General features: G+C 55.3%; 15 protein-coding genes. 9 read left to right on the top strand and 6 right to left on the bottom strand.

Features of this window, described 5'->3' with window-relative positions; all coding sequences use genetic code 11:
* Window positions 1–142: 142 nt before the first annotated feature.
* The gene (locus BXA07_RS28690) at window positions 143–835 is read right to left on the bottom strand and encodes a hypothetical protein (RefSeq protein WP_139335839.1); all 693 of its coding nucleotides are present in this window, start codon (window positions 833–835) and stop codon (window positions 143–145) included.
* Between the two features lie 184 nt (window positions 836–1,019).
* Complete coding sequence (locus tag BXA07_RS28685; RefSeq protein ID WP_076573103.1) at window positions 1,020–1,511, bottom strand: hypothetical protein; 492 nt, start codon at window positions 1,509–1,511, stop codon at window positions 1,020–1,022.
* Window positions 1,512–2,683: 1,172 nt separating this feature from the next.
* Between BXA07_RS28685 and BXA07_RS28675 the strand changes: the two genes are divergently transcribed.
* The 9 genes from BXA07_RS28675 to BXA07_RS31160 all read left to right on the top strand — a co-directional run bounded on the left by BXA07_RS28675 (window position 2,684) and on the right by BXA07_RS31160 (window position 16,021).
* The gene (locus BXA07_RS28675; protein WP_212592390.1) at window positions 2,684–3,937 is read left to right on the top strand and encodes a YDG/SRA domain-containing protein; all 1,254 of its coding nucleotides are present in this window, start codon (window positions 2,684–2,686) and stop codon (window positions 3,935–3,937) included.
* A gap of 430 nt (window positions 3,938–4,367) precedes the next feature.
* On the top strand, window positions 4,368–4,580 hold the full coding sequence (locus tag BXA07_RS31000) for a hypothetical protein (protein WP_170909765.1): 213 nt from the start codon (window positions 4,368–4,370) through the stop codon (window positions 4,578–4,580).
* Window positions 4,581–5,523: 943 nt separating this feature from the next.
* Window positions 5,524–7,338: a YaaW family protein gene (locus tag BXA07_RS28655; RefSeq protein ID WP_076573098.1), complete on the top strand. Its 1,815-nt coding sequence runs from the start codon at window positions 5,524–5,526 to the stop codon at window positions 7,336–7,338.
* Window positions 7,339–7,794: 456 nt separating this feature from the next.
* The gene (locus tag BXA07_RS30620; RefSeq protein ID WP_139335838.1) at window positions 7,795–8,202 is read left to right on the top strand and encodes a hypothetical protein; all 408 of its coding nucleotides are present in this window, start codon (window positions 7,795–7,797) and stop codon (window positions 8,200–8,202) included.
* Between the two features lie 853 nt (window positions 8,203–9,055).
* Entirely contained in the window at window positions 9,056–9,472 is a 417-nt protein-coding gene (locus BXA07_RS28650; protein ID WP_076573097.1) for a hypothetical protein, read from the top strand.
* Between the two features lie 77 nt (window positions 9,473–9,549).
* Window positions 9,550–10,863, top strand: a complete 1,314-nt coding sequence (locus tag BXA07_RS28645) for a TolC family protein (RefSeq protein WP_076573096.1) — start codon at window positions 9,550–9,552, stop codon at window positions 10,861–10,863.
* A complete protein-coding gene (locus tag BXA07_RS28640; protein ID WP_076573095.1) occupies window positions 10,860–12,380 on the top strand; it encodes an efflux RND transporter periplasmic adaptor subunit in 1,521 nt (506 codons plus the stop codon). Before BXA07_RS28645 ends, BXA07_RS28640 begins: the two co-directional genes overlap by 4 nt.
* Window positions 12,377–15,541 (top strand): efflux RND transporter permease subunit, encoded by a 3,165-nt coding sequence (locus BXA07_RS28635; RefSeq protein ID WP_076573094.1) that lies wholly within the window; start codon window positions 12,377–12,379, stop codon window positions 15,539–15,541. The genes BXA07_RS28640 and BXA07_RS28635 overlap by 4 nt, the downstream gene beginning before the upstream one ends.
* Before the next feature lie 75 nt (window positions 15,542–15,616).
* The gene (locus BXA07_RS31160; RefSeq protein WP_076573093.1) at window positions 15,617–16,021 is read left to right on the top strand and encodes a copper-binding protein; all 405 of its coding nucleotides are present in this window, start codon (window positions 15,617–15,619) and stop codon (window positions 16,019–16,021) included.
* 505 nt (window positions 16,022–16,526) lie between these two features.
* On the opposite strand, the gene BXA07_RS31510 is transcribed toward BXA07_RS31160, so the two are convergent.
* From BXA07_RS31510 to BXA07_RS31155, 4 genes are all read right to left on the bottom strand, one after another.
* A complete protein-coding gene (locus BXA07_RS31510; protein ID WP_244556444.1) occupies window positions 16,527–16,694 on the bottom strand; it encodes a hypothetical protein in 168 nt (55 codons plus the stop codon).
* Between the two features lie 476 nt (window positions 16,695–17,170).
* Window positions 17,171–17,476 (bottom strand): hypothetical protein, encoded by a 306-nt coding sequence (locus tag BXA07_RS30610; RefSeq protein ID WP_212592389.1) that lies wholly within the window; start codon window positions 17,474–17,476, stop codon window positions 17,171–17,173.
* A gap of 171 nt (window positions 17,477–17,647) precedes the next feature.
* Window positions 17,648–18,205: a hypothetical protein gene (locus BXA07_RS28615; protein WP_076573091.1), complete on the bottom strand. Its 558-nt coding sequence runs from the start codon at window positions 18,203–18,205 to the stop codon at window positions 17,648–17,650.
* Window positions 18,206–18,451: 246 nt separating this feature from the next.
* On the bottom strand, window positions 18,452–18,653 hold a 202-nt coding region (locus BXA07_RS31155; RefSeq protein WP_212592388.1), incomplete at its 5' end, for a hypothetical protein.

The following is an 18,653-nucleotide window of genomic DNA, read 5'->3' as shown; positions in this document are numbered from 1 at the left end:
GTAAAGGCTGAATAACTTAAATTTCATTCTCAATAGGTCCCAATCCATGACAGTCACCTCGACTGTCATTCGATAAAATCGTCCGCTCTTGGCCGGTTGCAGACGAATATAAACGGCTGGTGAAGAAATCCTATACTGAAAGCTATGAATATAGCAATGTGGCCAAGATAAAATAACTAACCAACAGGATGCCCGGGAGCTGGAGCCAGGAAAATTTATATCTGAATCGGAAACGGCGTTTTGGCATTTTCTGCGTCAACGATTTCGGCGGAACGATTTTCGGTGGCCATGCAAATGGAGCAATCCCATCGACAGGCGGCCAGGATTCAAAACGATAAGCGTAAGCGTCAAAGTTCGTTCTATTAAACCGGTTCTGTTCTTGAACTGCTTGATTGAAGGCAACCTCGCCCGGGGATGCGACGTCCTCTCCGTCTGCATAGAAATAGCCTTCGCTTTCCTTTGCCAGTATTGCCATCGAGAGTATTTGCATGGCAGCAGTGGACTCGCTTCTTCCTGCGGCCGTCCTGGAGATCGTCGTATAGCTGTAATTACCGACGCCTCTTGGCGGCCACAGCATGCTGCGGGGTTCTTTCTTTCCTCTTTTTTGCACGCCAAATTCAAACGCAATCAGCAAGGGAGTTGCGGGTTCCATGCGCAGGAATTCAACTGGCGTCTTAGTAACGCGTAGATAAAGGACTTGCTCTGCCGAAGACTTTGTCAACGTAAGGTCCGGATGTAGTTGCACATCAAAGCCAAGATTTGCGAATGTCTCAATGAACCGCGCCTCCAAGCCATCGGTTTTTTTGCCAAGGAAAGCTGAAATATTAAGACTCATCGTCAGGACTGAATGTAGCCATGAATGGTGATTTACTGTTGGAAATGGGCGGGCGGTACAGAATCGGAACGTCTTCCCCTGGCCGGCAAGCGGTCCATGAGCATAACGAATTACCAACCGAGAAAAGTCACACATTGTCACGTCAACGTGAATGTCTGCTTCTGGCCGGAATGAGCCTATCGCCTCATTTTTTCAAGAGCTCTCGATAGTAATCAAAGACGTTATTTTCGTCCCCATCTGTGATGAATTTTGCCACTCGCCCCCATGGCCAAAAGTTGGTGCCTGTCTTCGTTCTAAGTCCTGGGAATTTTTGGCCATTAATCGAAATCATGCCCCACTCCGCGCCATAATTTCTGCGGTACACCTCACCAACATAGCTACCGAACCCCTTGGCAAATAACATCACCTGCTCTTGTGAGGGTCTCGGCGTCTTAGCGACGTAAGAAGCGTGCATCTTTACCAAAGCTCTTTCGACATTTTCAATGCTGGCATCACTCCAATCCAGCTGCATACCAAACTGGCTTTTAGCCAAGTCCACGGCATCTAAAGCATAAGCTTCCGCAATTTTTTGGATGTTAGGGTCTGCAACAAAACTGTGACTTTCTTGGGCAACCGCATTCGCGTGGAATGGGAGCATGGCCAAGTTAAAAAACAGTAGCGTGTTGAAATTTTTCATATTTCTCTTAAATAGAAATGTACTTAAGGCGATGCGTAGTGATCGTCAGGTCCTGGCTGCGGATTCAATCCTTCAACGCAACACTTTAACTTAAATGCATCATTGCAGAATGGAATGATGAGAAAAAGAACTCGATTCGATTGAGCCGCGTCCCACGAACCCCGGGATTAAAGTCGCAATGCGTTTTGCCATGGGAACGTGAGTGCAAAAACGCTCCGAAGCGCAAGCAGACTTTGTTTGAACCGGACAGAAGTCTCTGCAGGGCAGGGGAGATAGACAGGCCAGACCCGATCTAGTCGTTGGATCAGGCTGCTACGAGATCGTACATCAGGAGTCTGGCAGGACACCCAGGCCCCCAACACGATCCCCCGATTTTTCATCTTTCAAGAACCGTGGATCAGGAGAGTCTACGCTACTGATGGCGATTCAGTAATCTCCGCTGCGCCCGGAACTAGGATAGAGCCTCAAGAGCATGAAGAATCACCGAACTACCGGTTTGCCCAATAGCTCAGCGCATCTAGCGCCAGTACTGACCCAGCCCACGACACGCTGCGCCTCGTCCACCAGCATAATGATCTTGCAGTCGGACGTTTCGCTCCCATAGTTGAGCTGCAGAAGGTCATCTTCATGTCGATAGCTGACGGGGGTGCCGTAGCGAGCGGCGACGGCGAAACTATCTTGTCCAATCAAATTATCGCGTACCCAACCGTCGCTGACCTCGCATCCTGAACTAATGATGACAAATGCTAGCGAGCATAGGGGTCTCATTTTTCGCTTTCGGTACCTGATCACTCCCATCCTAATCCGCGGCATGACCGTTGGCTTTGCGTCAGCACATGAGCATTGACACTATCAGCGAGCATCTACTCGTGAATCCCCAAGATCGACGGTAGCTCAGCTCCTAGGCTGCGTACCGGCGGCTACAGATCACCGCAACGCTCTCTGGGAATCTCGCGCCTCATGTCGATTGCTCTAGTTTTCGGCATCATTGCCCGAACGATGCTGACTCAGGGGTGATTAGTGCGATAAAACTGAGGCGACGGACGGAAACCGTAATGTGCTCACTATCCTATTGCCTCCAATACCAGGAACAAAATTCCGACAATAAGACCAGACTTTTCTGATATTGTGCGATCAAATAGTTTTCAAATTTTCAAACTAATCGGAAGAGCATGACCACCCACTACTTCAATAATTCTGAAAACCGGCTGCACAACGAGCTTTTCGGGGCTGAGGCATTCTATGACCTCGACACCACGGGAAACCAAGCCAAAGCGTTAACAAAAATAGTTGAGGGTGATACCTGTGTGGTAGCCACTCCCCAAGGCAAACTGGTCCGTTTCTCTCGTTATATATTTCGACGCTTTGCCCTTCAGAAGGATGGAGCTGACAAGCAAGTGCAGGTTCTTTTCGGTGATCTGTTAGATTCGCACTTACTTTCTAAAGCTGAAGCTGCGATCGATATAGATTACGGTGTTCTTTTTGACAAGAAGGGAAATTTTAAGCGCGCCTCAGTACATGTTGATCCTGCCCGATCCAATATGATTGGCGAGCGTTTTTTTGGAGAGATTCCAGGGGTGCCAGTTGGCTCAACCTTTGACAGTCGAATCGCACTCAGTTCCGCAAAGGTGCATCGACCGACTCAGGCTGGGATCTCCGGTGCAGCCAAGGAGGGCGCTGACTCCATCGTTATCTCCGGCGGCTATGAAGATGATCAAGACCTCGGCGACGAAGTCGTATATACCGGCCATGGAGGGCAGCTGAATGGGAAGCAGGTCAAGGATCAAGAAATGCTGGTCGGGAACCTTGCCCTCGTCGTCAGTGAGATGGAGGGATTTCCAGTACGCGTCGTTCGAGGACCAGATAAGAATAATTCTTTTTCTCCACCCAGTGGGTATCGCTATGATGGGTTGTTTCGTGTCGATAGTCATTGGCATGAAATCGGCAAAGCAGGATTTAAAATTTGGCGATATCGGCTGGTGAAATTGCAGGCTGAAGCTGTACCGTCAGAAATCTCAGGTGTTGGCACCGAAGGGTTGCCGACTGGCGAGAATTCGAATCCTGTTCGTAAATCTCAGACCGTGCAGCGTATTGTGAGAGATACTAAACAAGCAAAAAATGTAAAAATGCATTACGGGCATGCTTGTCAGGTGTGCGGCACACGAATAATGACCGCCACGGGACCTTACGCCGAAGCAGCACACATTCGTCCGCTAGGAGCACCGCACAATGGGCCTGATACTTCGGACAACATTCTTTGCTTATGCCCAAACCATCATGTCATGTTTGACTTTGGCGCTTTTTCAATCGAAGACGATCGCTCACTAATTGGCATTGAGGGCAGTCTTTCGATCCGGCCCGGCCATCGTATCGACATCAAGCATCTGGCATTTCATCGCGAAAAATACTCCAACCGGGCAAAGTGAAGTTGAGTCGCAGGGATTTCACTAGTTGCGTGCGATCCGCTCAAAATACGACTTTTCATCTTTAATTACGGATAGCTTGTTGCACCCACAAGCTATCCAGACATACCTTTCAGATACATTAATAAATTCTATGCTCATCGATGGATGCCCACACAGTTTCGCAGATCTCACGACAACGGTACTTCCGAAGCACCTCATCACTCTTCGCATAGCATTGGCAAAGCCACATCCTGCGTCTCGTTTCAGCAAGGCGGGAGAGGGCCCAGTATCCATAGCCCGCGCGTTCGGAATCGACTCTGATTTCTCGGGGTGTTACGTACTGATCGACAATGGCACACCTATTTATGTTGGCATATCACGTCAAGTTCTCGCCCGTTTACGTCAACACCTCACAGGCAAAACCCATTTTGACGCAAGTTTGGCGTACGCCATGGCACAACGTAAATGTCCAACGCCGGGCAAAAGAGGGGACGCCATGACCCAAACATCGTTTCAACAAGCTTTTGCCGATGTGAAGACGCATCTATGTTCACTTCATGTAGCCTTTGTTCAGATTGAGAATCCCCTTGAGCTGTATGTCTTTGAGGCATACGCAGCCATGGAGCTAGCGACGCATGAGTGGAATACTTTTCGCACTCATTGAGGAGCCTAATACTATCTTGTCATTCGTGCATAACTGCGTAACGTGCGAGATCAGAAGAATCACCCACAGCTGAATCGACGGCCCCGCATGACAATTCCGGCGCCGTCAGAAGACGATACAGTGTTGACCACAAGGAGCTCAGTCCACTGCGATAATGCGTGCAATGGTTGTCGGGAGTAAAGTTAAAGTGAAAATGTGAAGCGGAAGCCCTAAAGGTGCGCTCATGAACGGGGAAATAAGCGGAATTTACTTTTCGTGGCATTTACCAACAGACCGCGTTGTCGGAAAAGCCGACAAATCAACCGGTTTCGCTTTACCTGCGCATGGTTTAGAGAAAGGAAAACAATGATAGTGATGAAAAGAATAGAATGGAAGGTTGCAGCCGTAGTTATGCTCACCTGCTTAGCCGCGTGCGATTCCTATAAAGAGCCAGCAACTGACGATGAGTGGCGGGTGTTCTGCGAAGCGCCAGACAGCGTGACACGTATCAAGGCTATCGCTGACGAGGGCAAACGTCAACAAGCCGGGAGTACCTGCGCACGCGCCCCATGGCAAAAATTTGAGCCGAGTGCACAACGATCTTATTAACGGAAATCCGTGTGGACTAAAATCCGCGCCAAAGAAGGAATGAATCCGATATGTGCTGAGGTGAGCACCGCGCTCTGCCGCACGAACGTGGTTAGCGTTAACACAGAGGGATTCGGCAGCGCACACAACTTTACAGACCGGATGCAAATTGCCACGCTCAATGCGTTCTTCAACAGCTATGAGCTAGCTTTTGGCACGCTGCTTGAGGCCCTGTTACCCGGCTTGTCTGCGATCCGGCGCTTGCAACCTTCATGCGAAACAATGAGACAGGCCATCTGCCCATATGGGTCGAAATGGGGCTAGTTATACGGTCGATTCCAGAAGTGGCTGTGCCTCACCAAATTAGAAGAAAATAATGTCAGAAGATAAATTAGTGTTCGATGAAACGTTGATGGCCACTTTGCGAAATGCGAAAGCCGAGGAAGTAGATCTACTTGTAGATGTGGTGACGGACTTCGGAAGGGGGCGAGCCGGTCTCGATACAGAACTAAAAAAAGAGCTGGTTTTTGCCAAGCACTCTCCTTTGGCTGATCGATATCATTCGAAGCTGCTTAAATTGCTGGGTGCGGAATTACAGCAATTTGGCGGAAACTCTGCGATGAATCTGATGCGGCGTTACCGTGGAAAAGCTGCGGTCCCTTACAGTGAAGTGGTGGACGACGTATACAAAAAGCTCAACGGCAAGTCTCCAGCAACAAAGTCAGTGGAGCAAAAGGAGCGCGAGCTAGCCTTGGCTTTGTTCGGTGCCAACTGGCGTGATCTACCTGCGAAAGAACGCTACGAAAGAAGTACCAGCGTGACTGTATTGGCCGGTGCGTTCTCGATAGGTAACGCACTAGGGACAGATGCTAAAGGTGCACCTGTAGGATTGTCGGCAGTAAATAGTGCAGCTATATTTTCCGCGTTGAGCATCGGTTTTCGATTGAACCCGGTTGGGATACTCGCGACGGCGGGCCTCGGAATTCATAGCGCCGTGTCGGAGGCATATCGCATCACGGTACCTTTCATCGCACAAATTGGGTGGATAAGGTTACGTCAGGAGGCGGACTTGCTTACACCTTCCGAGGTGACTTCCCAGCAAGACACGCCAGCCTACCACGCTGCCGTTTTGCGCGATCTGGTAATGACCGACGAAAACGGCCGCAGCCTAATGAAAATTAGCGTGTTCGGAGGCGCACCGCTGTCGGCGGGAAGGGCAATGCCCCCAGAGCAGGTAAGCAAACTCAATCCATTGCTTGCGAATATTCCTGGCCTCGCAGCTTTGGCTGAGCAGCAAAATGGCACCTACGTGCTTTGCAGCATACCCTTTGAGGCGCTGACGGCGGGCAAGAACGAAGGCACTGCGCGGGCTTGGGTTACTGAGGCGGGGCGCATAAAAGAACACGCTTTTTTGTCAGAGCCTGAGAAACTGCAGAACGTCATGGTCAGTGGCGCGGTGTGGAATATTGTATCTTCCGCCGTTGGGCAGAAACATCTGCACGATATCAGTGAGAAGCTGACCGCCATCAAACGACAATTGGATGATATCCAGGCTGACATGGAAAACTCGAAACGGCACAAGCTTACCGCCTTGGTGAAGTATGTGCAGAGTCTGTTGGATCATTTTCCCCAGGAGGGAATTAGTGCGAATGCACTTGCTCATTTGGAAGACCGGCAAGTTGATATGCTCGAGTTAGAGCAATATTTTCAGGACAAGATGAAGGATGAGGCGATCAAAGCCAATCAGGTGGAAACGGGAAACCTGTTTAGCCCAGGCGCGTCCAGAACGGCGTTATTCGAAAGCCTTGCCAAGATGGAGGTTTGGGCACAAAGCTTAGTGCAGGTGGCCCAGTTACGTATTGTTAGTTATGCGTTACTCTATATGGGCGCACCGTCGACACGCTACCGTGCCGAGGCAATGAAGGTTTTGGACAGTCTGGAACCACTATCTGTCGATGCAGAAAGATTCCGACAAATATATAGTGCTCAGTTGGAGTTGACTAACTCGCGGCTGTTTTCGACAAGCGCTGATCAGATGAATGGGTTCGTCGCACAGTTGGCGGCGCTGGATGACGTTATGCGAAGCGCGCCGACACATGCCAAGAAATTGCATAAGTTGCTTTCCGAGGATCAGCGCGTGCTGCTTCGTGTCGAGAATGGTCAATTCTGTTCGGGTGATCTGCTTGACTAGGAGAATCATCGCACAAACAAAGGCTCAGAATTCGAGCACTGAGCATTGTGAGGTCTGCTGATTTTTCTGTAAGCGTGAGGGTAAAACTGCCTTGAGCCTGGCGCCGAAGTGGGAGATGAGGCATCACACCGCTGCGAAGCGGCGTGGTTTCAATCCGACGTAGTCTGCACGGCGCAGCTCCAGGGAGGGGCAAGGCATCGAAATATTGAGTTGGTGAAGCTCAGTACGCTAATATTTCAGTTAGGATTGACTTTTAAGTCATGCATATATGATAATTATTTGCAAGAGTATCGGAAGCGCCGCAATACATACAGCTGCGTGAACGCCCACTTCCAGGCAGAAATTGACCCCGATCTTTAGTTTGAATTTCATAGCATTAGACTTTCTGATGGCAATGAGCTAATTGTTGACCAGTTGTCGTAAGACGAAATCAACGGAATAAAAAGAAAATTTCGGATGAGCGATACCAAGCCAAAATCCAGACGCCGAGTGGCTCCGCACGGAGAGGAGGCGATGCGCACGTATTCCATTCGGCTCACCAAAGCCCAGTACGAATACGCAAAAGAGGTAGGCGAGGGAAATTTCTCGTTGGGCATGCGCCGGATAATTGAAGCTTATGACGAGTCAATTCCATTGCAGCGCACTACAGTCGAGCGGGGAGGGCTGCGCCTCCCTACCAAGTGCATCGTACGGAAACGGCCAACTGGTAAGAGCCGAGGACGTCCAGCGTTGCCCGCATCGATAATACAGACCGCGCAGCGCATGTACTCGGAGCAAGGTCTACCCGTCAATGAAATCGTGACAACACTGAATATTCACATTTCCACGTTCTACAAATATGTGAACGTTAGAAAGAAACAATGACAGCGGGCTCGCTGCAGCGGAGCCGATATTCGCTCCATTGGGTGGAACGGCGGCCGATGGGAGACACTGCAGTTAATGGAAACCACCGCTTCGATACACTCCGCCTTCCGTAATAATCCGTATTGTCACTGTTGAGGCTAAGCTACTGGTGGCGATTCATTAAGCGGCCATGGCAAGCTTCTGTTTTGTCGTGATACCGTCAGGTGCGATGGCGAGTCAGTCGTGGTCGGAATTCCACCGCCAGCGCGCACCCGATCTGGCCGAGCGCACGAAGAAGATGACGGGCTAGTTTATCGTAGCCAACTGTGCCGCTATAGCGCCCAAAAGCAGGCGTTCTGCTGCTGCCTCGATCGGATAAACCATCCTTCGCCGGCAGCTATAGCCAGGGAAGGCCTGCTTTTGCTGGCGCGCGGCATGAGTCGCTGCAGGGCAGGGGAGATCGACCGGTCAGACCCGATCTCGTCATTGGATCAGCCAGCTACGAGATCGCACGCTATCCGTTCGACAAACTGCGCAGCAACCTACCCTTTCGTAGTTGTTCTGGTGGGTGACCGCGGCAAAACGTGAACGTCTCCTGTCCGGCAAAAATGGACCAACAGCGGCATTTGTGTTGGATCCGGCTCAAAGAAATGCGCCGAAAGTTACCGTCCAGCAGCTACTGGCAATGCGGTGCCAACATCTTCCCGGCTCGCCGGCTACACTTGAATGTACTGGTATGCCCAAGACATGTAGCGGTAGACAGAAAAAGCTTGACCTTCCCGCCATTGGAACGATTACAGTGTGAATATGGAAAAGGACTCATAATTGTCGACTCCTATCTCAACCAGGTTGGCTGCATTCCTTTAAAACGTTGATGAAGACTACTCGCTCCACGCGCTTATTGACGATGTTCGTCGCGATACTCAGCATGCTGTTCATGCAGCATGCTGCCGCGGCGTACCTGTGTCCGGGCGCGCCGCAGGCGGGGAGTAATCAGACTGCATCCATGCATGCAATGATGATGGCCATGCCGGACATGCCCGGTTGCACCGGCATGGATACGGATCAATCGACCCTGTGCCATGTCTACTCGCATGGCGACGCCGCCAGACAATCCCTGGACAAGATACCCGGCGCCGACCTGCCGCCTTTCGTCGCCATTGTCGTGCCGCTGTTGTGGGTGGTTCTTGACGTACCCATCCTGCCGGAAGTCCGTCCGCCCTTGGATGTGGCCTTGGCGCGCTCCACCGCACCGCCCATCGCCATCCGCCATTGCTGTTTCCGCATTTGACACTGCAGATTGCCTAGAACGTTGCCGTCTCGCCATCTTTGGTGTGACGCTATTGTCCATTGCATTCTGGAGATCCCATGTCACTCTCGTACTGCGTGCAGACGCACGCACGCGCAGCGCGTCTTCGCCCTTGGCGGAAGACGGCGCTTGCATTCGCCCTGGCATTGCCCTTGCTGGCAGCGGCCGCGCCGCATCCACTGACTTTCAACGAGGCGCTGCGGCAGGCCGTCGCCCGCTCGCGGCAGCTGCCTGCGCAAGACCAAGCGGTGACCGCCGCGCAGCAAATGGCCATCGCGGTTGGGCAGCGGCCCGATCCCGTCCTCAAGGCTGGCATCGACAACCTTCCGCTGAGCGGCCACGACCGCTTTAATTTGAATAGCGATGCCATGACCATGCGGCGCATCGGCATCGCGCAGGAACTGACCAGCACCAATAAATTGCACTGGCGCGCTGTCCGCCAGGAACGCGAAGCGGGCAAGGCGCAGGCACAGAAGCAGGTGGCCCTGGCCGCCATCGAGCGCGAGACAGCAATCGCCTGGCTGAACGTGTATTACAACCGGAAGGTGGCCACCGTGCTGGCCAAGCAGTTGGAGCTGTCGCGCCAGGAAATCGACGCTGCCGAGGCCGCTTATCGCGGCGGGCGCGGCAGCCAGGCCGATCTGTTGGCCGCGCGCGCCGCCCTGTTTGTGCTGGAAGACCGCGGCAGTCAGTCCCGGCGTGACCTCGACGTGGCCGCCAATGCGCTGGCCCGCTGGACGGGATACGAAAGCGAATTGGCAGAATCCGACTTGCCGGACCTGGACAACATCGGCCTCGATCCGGCCATACTCGACGCCCAAAGCGCGCGCCGCCCGCAGATCGCCGTGCTGGTGCGGCAGGAAGAGGCAGCGCAAGCTGATGTGCACCTGGCGCAGGCGAACCGCCATGCGGACTGGAGCGTCGAGGTAGCCTTCCAGCAACGCGGCAGCGCCTACGGCAACATGCTTTCCGTGGGCCTGTCGCTCCCCCTGCAGTGGGACCGTCCGCAACGCCAGGACCGCGACCTGGCGGCGAAACTGGCCTTGGCCGAGCAGGCGAAGGATGAGCGAGAAGAAGCCATGCGCGACGATGCCGCCACCACCCATGCCTTACTCATCGCCTGGAAGAATGGGCGTGAACGTACCGAGCGCTACACGCGGCAACTGCTGCCCGTGCTGGAACAGCGCAGCGAAGCTGCCCTGGCAGCCTACCGGGGTGGAAAGGGCACGCTGGCCGACGTGCTGGCCGCCCGGCGCGGCACGATGGATGCACGTATTGAATTGGTACGACTGCAGATGGACACTGCCCAGCGCTGGGCGCAACTGCGTTTCCTCTTTCCTGACACCCAGCAAGACCTGGAGCACCCGCAATGAGCAATAAAAAAACACTCGCCATCGTCACCGTGCTGGCAGCCAGCTTTGCCGCCGTCGGCTACTCCGCCTATCAGTTCGGCGCTGCCAACGGCACCCACGCTGCACCGGCAGTTGCCAGCAGCAGGACGCCGCTGTACTGGCACGACCCCATGGTGCCGGGCCAGAAGTTCGACAAGCCAGGCAAATCACCGTTCATGGACATGCAGCTGGTTCCTGTCTATGCAGACAGCGATGCCGCCAACGATGACAGCCGCAGCATCCGCATCGATCCCCGCGTGCAGCAAAATTTGGGCGTGCGCACGGCGCTCGTCACTTCGGGCGCACTGTCCGTACCGCTGGCGGCCGTCGGCAACGTGGCCTACAACGAGCGTGACGTGGCCGTCGTGCAGGCGCGCAGCGGCGGCTTCCTTGAGCGCCTGGCCGTGCGCACGCCGTTCGACCCCGTGCGCAAAGGCCAGGCTTTGGCTGAACTGTATGTACCGGACTGGATCGCCGCGCAAGAAGAATTCCTCGCCGCCCGCCGCATGCGGGGCGAAGGTGCGGCTGGCCTGGCTGATGCAGCCCGCCAGCGCATGCGCCTGGCAGGCATGGACGAGGCGCAGATCCGCCTGGTGGAAACGAGCGGCACCGTACACGCGCGGCTGACGGTGATGGCACCCATCGGCGGCGTCATTGCCGAGCTGGCGGCCCGCGAAGGCATGACGGTCACCGCCGGCGCACCGTTGTTCCGCATCAACGGCCTGGCCAACGTGTGGGTTAACGCCGAACTGCCCGAGAGCGCTGCGGCCACGGTGCGTCCAGGCACGCCGGTCGAAGCGCGCGCGCAGGCGCTGCCCGGCAAGGTTTTCCATGGCAAGGTCAGCGTGATCTTGCCTGAAGTGAACGCAGCTACCCGCACCGTGACGGCCCGTATCGAGTTGGCCAATCCTGGCAGCCAGTTGCTGCCCGGCATGTTTACAACGCTCAATTTCGCGCCTGGGGCGGCTACCGACGTTCTGCTGCTGCCCTCGGAAGCTGTAATTCAGACGGGTACGCGCAAGGTCGTCATGCTGGCCGGGGAGGGCGGCCGCTTTACTCCGATCGAGGTGCAAACCGGTGCCGAGGGCAATGGCATGACGGAAATCCGTACAGGGCTGGCTGCCGGGCAGAAAGTGGTGGTATCGGGCCAGTTCCTCGTCGATTCCGAAGCCAGCCTGAAGGGCACCATCACGCGCATGGGCGGCATGCCTGCGGCCGACGCGACGCCCGCCGTGGCGCAACATCACGCGGCGGGCACGGTGGAGCAGGTCGGCCCGCAAGACATCACCATTTCCCACGGCCCTGTCGCGTCGCTGCAATGGGGACCAATGACGATGGCGTTCAAGCTGCCGTCGGGCGGTTTGCCGGCGCAGCTCCGCGTGGGCGACAAGGTAAACTTTGCTTTCAGCAAGGGCGCGCAGGGCGACTTCGTCATCACAGCCATCCGGCCCGCCGCCGCATCCATGGGCAGCATGGCGATGCCGGGAGGCAAGCCATGATTGCCAAGCTGATACGCTGGTCCATAGGCAACCGCTTCCTCGTCCTGCTGGCGACTATTTTCCTGGCGGCCTGGGGCGCCTGGTCGTTGGCGCACACGCCGCTCGACGCGATCCCCGACCTGTCCGACACGCAAGTCATTGTGCGCACCAGCTATCCGGGACAGGCGCCACAGATCGTCGAAAACCAGGTCACGTATCCGTTGACGACCACGATGCTATCGGTGCCGGGCGCAAAAAGCGTGCGCGGCTATTCCTTTTTCGGCGATTCCTTCGTCTACATCCTGTTCGAGGATGGCACGGACCCGTACTGGGCAAGGTCGCGCGTCCTGGAATATCTGAGTCAAGTGCAGTCGCGTCTGCCGGCGCAGGCGAAGACGGCGCTGGGGCCGGATGCCACGGGCGTAGGCTGGATCTACGAGTATGCGCTGGTCGACCGCAGCGCCAAGCAGGACCTGGCGCAACTGCGCGCTCTGCAGGACTGGTTCCTCAAGTTCGAGCTCAAGGCGCTGCCGAACGTGTCGGAAGTGGCCAGCATTGGCGGCATGGTGCGCCAGTACCAGATCGTGCTGGATCCAGACAAGCTGCGCGCCTACGGCATTCCACACGGGAAGGTGATTGCCGCCGTGCAGCGCGCCAACCAGGAAACGGGTGGTGCCGTGCTGGAACTGGGCGAGGCGGAATACATGGTACGTGCCTCGGGCTATCTGCAGTCGCTCGATGATTTCCGCAAGATTCCTCTGGCAACGACGGACGCGGGCGTGTCAGTACGCCTGGGCGACGTGGCCACGGTGCAGCTGGGGCCGGAAATGCGGCGCGGCATTGCGGAACTGAACGGCGAGGGCGAAGTGGCGGGTGGCGTGATCATCATGCGCTCGGGCAAGAATGCGCTGGAAACCATTGCCGCTGTGAAAGCCAAGCTGGCCGTACTGAAAGCGGGCTTACCGCCCGGCGTGGAGATTGTGTCCGTGTATGACCGATCCAGCCTGATCCAGCGCGCCGTGGGCAATTTGCACCAAAAGCTGATCGAGGAATTCATCGTCGTGGCCCTTGTCTGCGCCGTGTTCCTGTTTCACTTGCGCTCGGCGCTGGTGGCCATCGTCTCGCTGCCGCTGGGTATCCTGATCGCCTACATCGTCATGCATTACCAAGGCGTTAATGCCAACATCATGTCACTGGGCGGCATCGCTATCGCGATCGGCGCCATGGTTGACGCGGCCGTTGTCATGATTGAAAACGCACACAAGCATATCGAAGCCTGGCACGACGCGCACCCAGGACAGCAGTTGCAGGGTGAAACGCACTGGAACGTGATCGGCGACGCTGCCGCCGAGGTGGGCCCCGCCTTGTTCTTCTCCTTGCTGATTATCGTGTTGTCGTTCATTCCTGTGTTTACCCTGGAAGCGCAGGAAGGGAGACTCTTCGCCCCGCTGGCGTTCACCAAGACCTATGCCATGGCGGCCGCCGCCGGCCTAGCCGTCACCCTGATCCCGGTACTCATGGGTTATCTGATCCGCGGCCGCATCCCTGCTGAGCACAGCAATCCGCTCAACCGGTGGCTGATCGCGTTGTACCGCCCTTTGCTGGACAGGGTGTTACGGCGTCCGAAAACTACCTTGCTGCTGGCGGGCCTGACTGTGCTGCTGACGGCGTGGCCGATGTCGCGCCTGGGCGGTGAATTCATGCCGCCGCTCGACGAAGGCGACCTCTTGTACATGCCATCGGCCTTGCCCGGCTTGGGAGCGGGAAAGGTGGCCGAACTGCTGCAGCAGACGGATCGCCTGATCAAGACTGTACCGGAAGTGCTGACGGTGTTCGGCAAGGCGGGCCGTGCCGAGACGGCCACGGACCCGGCACCGATGGAAATGTTCGAAACGACGATACAGTTCAAGCCGCGCGCGCAGTGGCGGGCCGGCATGACGCCCGACAAGCTGGTCGAGGAGCTGGACCGCGCCGTGCACGTGCCGGGCCTGACGAATATCTGGGTGCCGCCCATCCGCAATCGCATCGACATGCTGGCCACGGGCATCAAGAGCCCCGTCGGCATCAAGGTGGCGGGCGCTAGCTTGCAGGAAATCGACCGCATCACGGCCGGCATCGAGCATGTCGTCAAGCAGGTGCCTGGCGTGTCCTCGGCGCTGGCCGAGCGCCTGAACGGCGGGCGCTATGTCGACATCAAGATAGACCGCGATGCGGCGGCCCGCTATAGCTTGAATATTGCTGATGTGCAAAGTATCGTCGCCAGCGCCATCGGCGGTGAGAACGTCGGCGAAACGGTGGAAGGCTTGCAGCGCTTTCCCATCAGCGTGCGCTACCCGCGCGAGCTGCGCGATTCCGTCGAGAAACTGCGCGAGCTGCCCGTGCTGACGGAGCGGGGCGCGCAGATACGCCTGGGCGACGTGGCCTCCATTCGCATCGCTGATGGTCCGCCCATGCTGAAAAGCGAGAACGCGCGCTTGTCTGGCTGGGTGTACGTGGATATCCATGGGCGCGACCTGAGTTCGGCCGTGCGGGAGATGCAGCGCGCGGTCGCTGCGCAGGTCAAGTTGCCGCCCGGCTATTCGGTGTCGTGGTCGGGGCAGTTCGAATACCTGGAACGGGCCACGGCGAAGTTGAAAATCGTCGTGCCCGCCACCTTGCTGATCATTTTCGTGCTGCTGTACCTGACCTTCGGCCGCGTCGACGAAGCCGCACTGATCATGGCGACCTTGCCGTTTGCGCTGGCGGGCGGCATCTGGCTGCTGTGGCTGCTGGGCTACCACCTTTCGGTGGCCAGCGGCGTGGGCTTCATCGCACTTGCGGGAGTGTCGGCAGAATTTGGCGTGATCATGCTGCTGTACCTGAAACAGGCATGGGAGGCGAAACAGGCGCAGGGCGCGCACGGCGAGGCGGCCTTGCTGAACGCCATCCGCGAAGGCGCTGTGTTGCGCGTGCGGCCGAAAGCCATGACGGTGGCCGTCATCATTGCCGGGCTGGTGCCGGTGATGCTTGGGACGGGAACAGGATCGGAAGTGATGCAGCGCATCGCCGCACCGATGGTGGGCGGCATGATCACGGCGCCGCTGCTGTCGATGTTCGTCGTGCCAGCGGTCTACCTGTTGATTCGTCGTAAGGCGATGCGGTCTGCAATGGGCAAGCGGTTGTCTACAGATGTTGCTTACTAGGCAGGCGCAAGGTGCTCGCAGCTTGAGAGAGCTTGTGGGAGGAAATCTATTTTTTAGTTACTCAAAGGAACCATCATGAAAAACACTTTACAACTCCCTTTGCTACTGGTCATGTGTATTGCCGGTCCGGTGTTTGCACAAGCGCCAATGGCAGTGAAAGACGGAAAAATGGAACGGCCAGGTTGCCAGGCTATGAAGGGCATGGCGACCAAAGATTGCACAGAAATGATGGCCACTACCGACGCCAGTCACCGTCCTACAATCACCCATAGCGCCGTCGCCACCGTCAAGGAGGTCGATGCGGCCAAGGGCAAGGTGATCTTGGCACATGAAGCGATTCAAAGCCTGAACTGGCCACCAATGACGATGGGTTTCACAGTAAAAGAGCAGGCTCTGTTTGGCAAACTGAAGGTGGGGAAGCAAGTACATGTCGACATCAAGAAAGAAGGTGCTGAATATGTTGTTGTCGGAGTAAGATAAGATCCGGTAGGAGGTGATCTCGATACGAGGTAGCACCTCCTTTAACAATGTCTATATATCGATTGCGACGAGATGATCCGAAACGATGTGATCTTGCCCCCGTATAACCAAACTCTGCTCTTTGAACCATGAGGCGATCACGAACTGGGTAAAAGAAAATGTACCAGGGCAGGTATCGTTCAATCGCTTGTGTCAGCGTTGTGAGCCGGATGCACCCTGCGATGTAGCCGCAGTCATTCGTGACGATTTTGAAAAGCGAACTCGAAAAGTGATGAGCGATGATCGCGATGCTCGACGAACTCGGTTAGCTGCAAAGAAGATCCGGAAGCCAGACGTTCGCTATGTGATGACAATAGTATTTGATCGAGTGAAATAGCCCCTTGATTCACCAGACACAGCCTATGCGTTATTCTTACGGATAGGAATAGGGCTGTGCATATGACTAGATGTCCAGACTCGTTTGATCATAAGCGCGCTTCACGAATAGGTCCTGCTCCTTGTGCTGCTATTCTTCGAGCGCCTGGATGGGTGTTTTTGCAGCGATGGCCCGTTGTGGAATGTGGTGGTTGTAAAGCTTTAAATAGTTGAGCAAGCTCGTCTCCATATCGACCCGGCTGTCGAATCGGGGCTGCTGCAATAGGTCGCTGATACGGCCGTTGAGACGTTCGACCATGCCATTCGTTTACGGATGCCGGGGCGGTGCCAGGCGGTGTTCGATACCCATGGCGGCGCAGACTTTATTGAAGGCATGCTGGCCACTGGGCTCCCTGTCTTTTGTTGTGGAGCGGTCGGTGAATTGCGAACGTTGTCGGTCAGCAATTTGATGAGCCTGATCGGCGAGGCCAGCATGAGCCGGTGCAGGAACGCGCTAAAGCTAAAATAGCTTTTGCCTGCGCGCAGGAGTAGCCGCTGCAGGATAGGGGGGATCGGCACGTCGACCGGATCTCGTCGTTGGATCAGACAGCTAAGAGATCGCACACCAGGTACCTGGCAGGACGCCCAGGGCACTAACACGATCCATTGGTTTCTCATCAGCCAAGATAGGTGGGCCAGGAGTGTCGTAGGTATCTGCGGCGATTTACCCCAATAGCACCGCCAGCTTCCGCCCCCAAAGCGGACGTCGCCAGTTGGACGGAAATCACAAGCCGCCTAATTGAAAAATCTCTTTCCTTCGTTTGCAACGATATTCACAAGCTCATCAAACCGCTGGTCACTGTAGTGTAAAGACTCGACGAATTTTTTCGCTTCTTCCCACGAAAGGGAGCGAACTACGCGCCCGCTGTTACAGTCGTCAAGGTAAATCACTGGCGCGTGATGTGTCGTATCTTGTGCAGCCGAAAAGACAGTGGTCTGGAGAAAAAATTCATACTGATTGCCATCGTCTGAATCAAAACCGAATCCGTACGATCCGCCGTCGCGGAAGATATCCGCATATAGAATATTTTTTACTTTCACAGGCTTATGTTCCATAAATTGGAGCGAGCGACTGGCAGCATTAACGACCTCTCTTGGCCGAACGCGGCCGAACAGGTGAGGATAGCATCTTGCCTTCGTGCAAAGCTCACGGTTTGTCACCATGAGGCAGAAGCCGCCCCAAACCGGACGACCACTGCTGCACAACTGATTTCAGATACGCAAGTCGTCTGATCTGAACTTATTGAAAAGTGACTCGTACCGCCAGCCATCAGCAGCAACAACGGTGCAATCGGTGGCAGCAACGTTGCGATGAAAAACCGCGATGGGATCCGAAATCTCTTCTTGCATAGCCAGGACCGTCATCAAATGCGTCCTCGCACTGTTGGCGACTTTTTCTGCATATCTTCCGTTTACAAGTTCAGCTGTTCTTCGCATCTCTGCTAGGTCGCCGCCGCCCGAAAAATGGAGCAAGTCTTGCCAGTGAGGTACTGCTACAACGATGGCGAGCCATTCACTGAGATTGGAAGCGACCTTACCCGCCTGGCCTTCGGACGTTACATAAAGTATTGGCATTTGGTCGAAGTCGCCGTCGCCGTAAGCGAGAAATGCGCCGCCCGTGCTTTCGCCTGCAATCACAAGGAACCTGTGTTCTGGAGTGAGTCTTATCCACGAATAGTCCTGGGAAGCGCGGTCGATGTCGAAATCATAGGCCTGTGCAAGGTCGTCAACAACTGCGCGAGAACTTTGTAATTCCGTAAGCTTGATCATTAGTTGAGAGTCATTTCGCTCTAGGTGCTGGCTGCATTTAAAGGTCCGCTTGTGGCCGATAGCGGCAGCAGAGCATAGCGGATTGCCAAGCAGAAATTCTCACACATTGTCACTCTGCTCTAAATGGCTGCTTCTGGCCGCCAGCGGCCCATGAGCATAACGAATTACCAAGCGAGGAAAGTCACGCATTGTCACGTCAACGCAACTGGCTGCTTCTGGCCGTTTACTGCCGTCTTGAGGCAAACTTCAACGGTTGATGGTGGTTACGAGCTGGTTCGCACGTTTCAACGATTGTGTATTGGTCGCGGGAAAATGTAGCCCGAATGACAATATCTGTGCTGGCATACCGTCAGCTGTAAGGTTCAATTCGTAAAAAACAGGTTCCCCGTCACCGGCAGTAGAGACATATCGAAGCTGAACAAACTTCGGAACTTTCATAGTTCTATTT

This window comes from Janthinobacterium sp. TND4EL3 (assembly GCF_900156175.1).
GTDB lineage: Bacteria > Pseudomonadota > Gammaproteobacteria > Burkholderiales > Burkholderiaceae_D > Janthinobacterium.
This window is presented reverse-complemented; position numbering and strand designations above follow the sequence as displayed.

Coding starts and splice junctions, on each gene's coding strand:
- BXA07_RS28685 (WP_076573103.1), bottom strand. CDS start 1,511: ATGAAAAATTTCAACACGCTACTGTTTTTTAACTTGGCCATGCTCCCA.
- BXA07_RS28655 (WP_076573098.1), top strand. CDS start 5,524: ATGTCAGAAGATAAATTAGTGTTCGATGAAACGTTGATGGCCACTTTG.
- BXA07_RS31000 (WP_170909765.1), top strand. CDS start 4,368: ATGGCACAACGTAAATGTCCAACGCCGGGCAAAAGAGGGGACGCCATG.
- BXA07_RS31160 (WP_076573093.1), top strand. CDS start 15,617: ATGAAAAACACTTTACAACTCCCTTTGCTACTGGTCATGTGTATTGCC.
- BXA07_RS28635 (WP_076573094.1), top strand. CDS start 12,377: ATGATTGCCAAGCTGATACGCTGGTCCATAGGCAACCGCTTCCTCGTC.
- BXA07_RS28645 (WP_076573096.1), top strand. CDS start 9,550: ATGTCACTCTCGTACTGCGTGCAGACGCACGCACGCGCAGCGCGTCTT.
- BXA07_RS31510 (WP_244556444.1), bottom strand. CDS start 16,694: ATGGTCGAACGTCTCAACGGCCGTATCAGCGACCTATTGCAGCAGCCC.
- BXA07_RS28650 (WP_076573097.1), top strand. CDS start 9,056: ATGAAGACTACTCGCTCCACGCGCTTATTGACGATGTTCGTCGCGATA.
- BXA07_RS28690 (WP_139335839.1), bottom strand. CDS start 835: ATGAGTCTTAATATTTCAGCTTTCCTTGGCAAAAAAACCGATGGCTTG.
- BXA07_RS30620 (WP_139335838.1), top strand. CDS start 7,795: ATGAGCGATACCAAGCCAAAATCCAGACGCCGAGTGGCTCCGCACGGA.
- BXA07_RS28615 (WP_076573091.1), bottom strand. CDS start 18,205: ATGATCAAGCTTACGGAATTACAAAGTTCTCGCGCAGTTGTTGACGAC.
- BXA07_RS28640 (WP_076573095.1), top strand. CDS start 10,860: ATGAGCAATAAAAAAACACTCGCCATCGTCACCGTGCTGGCAGCCAGC.
- BXA07_RS28675 (WP_212592390.1), top strand. CDS start 2,684: ATGACCACCCACTACTTCAATAATTCTGAAAACCGGCTGCACAACGAG.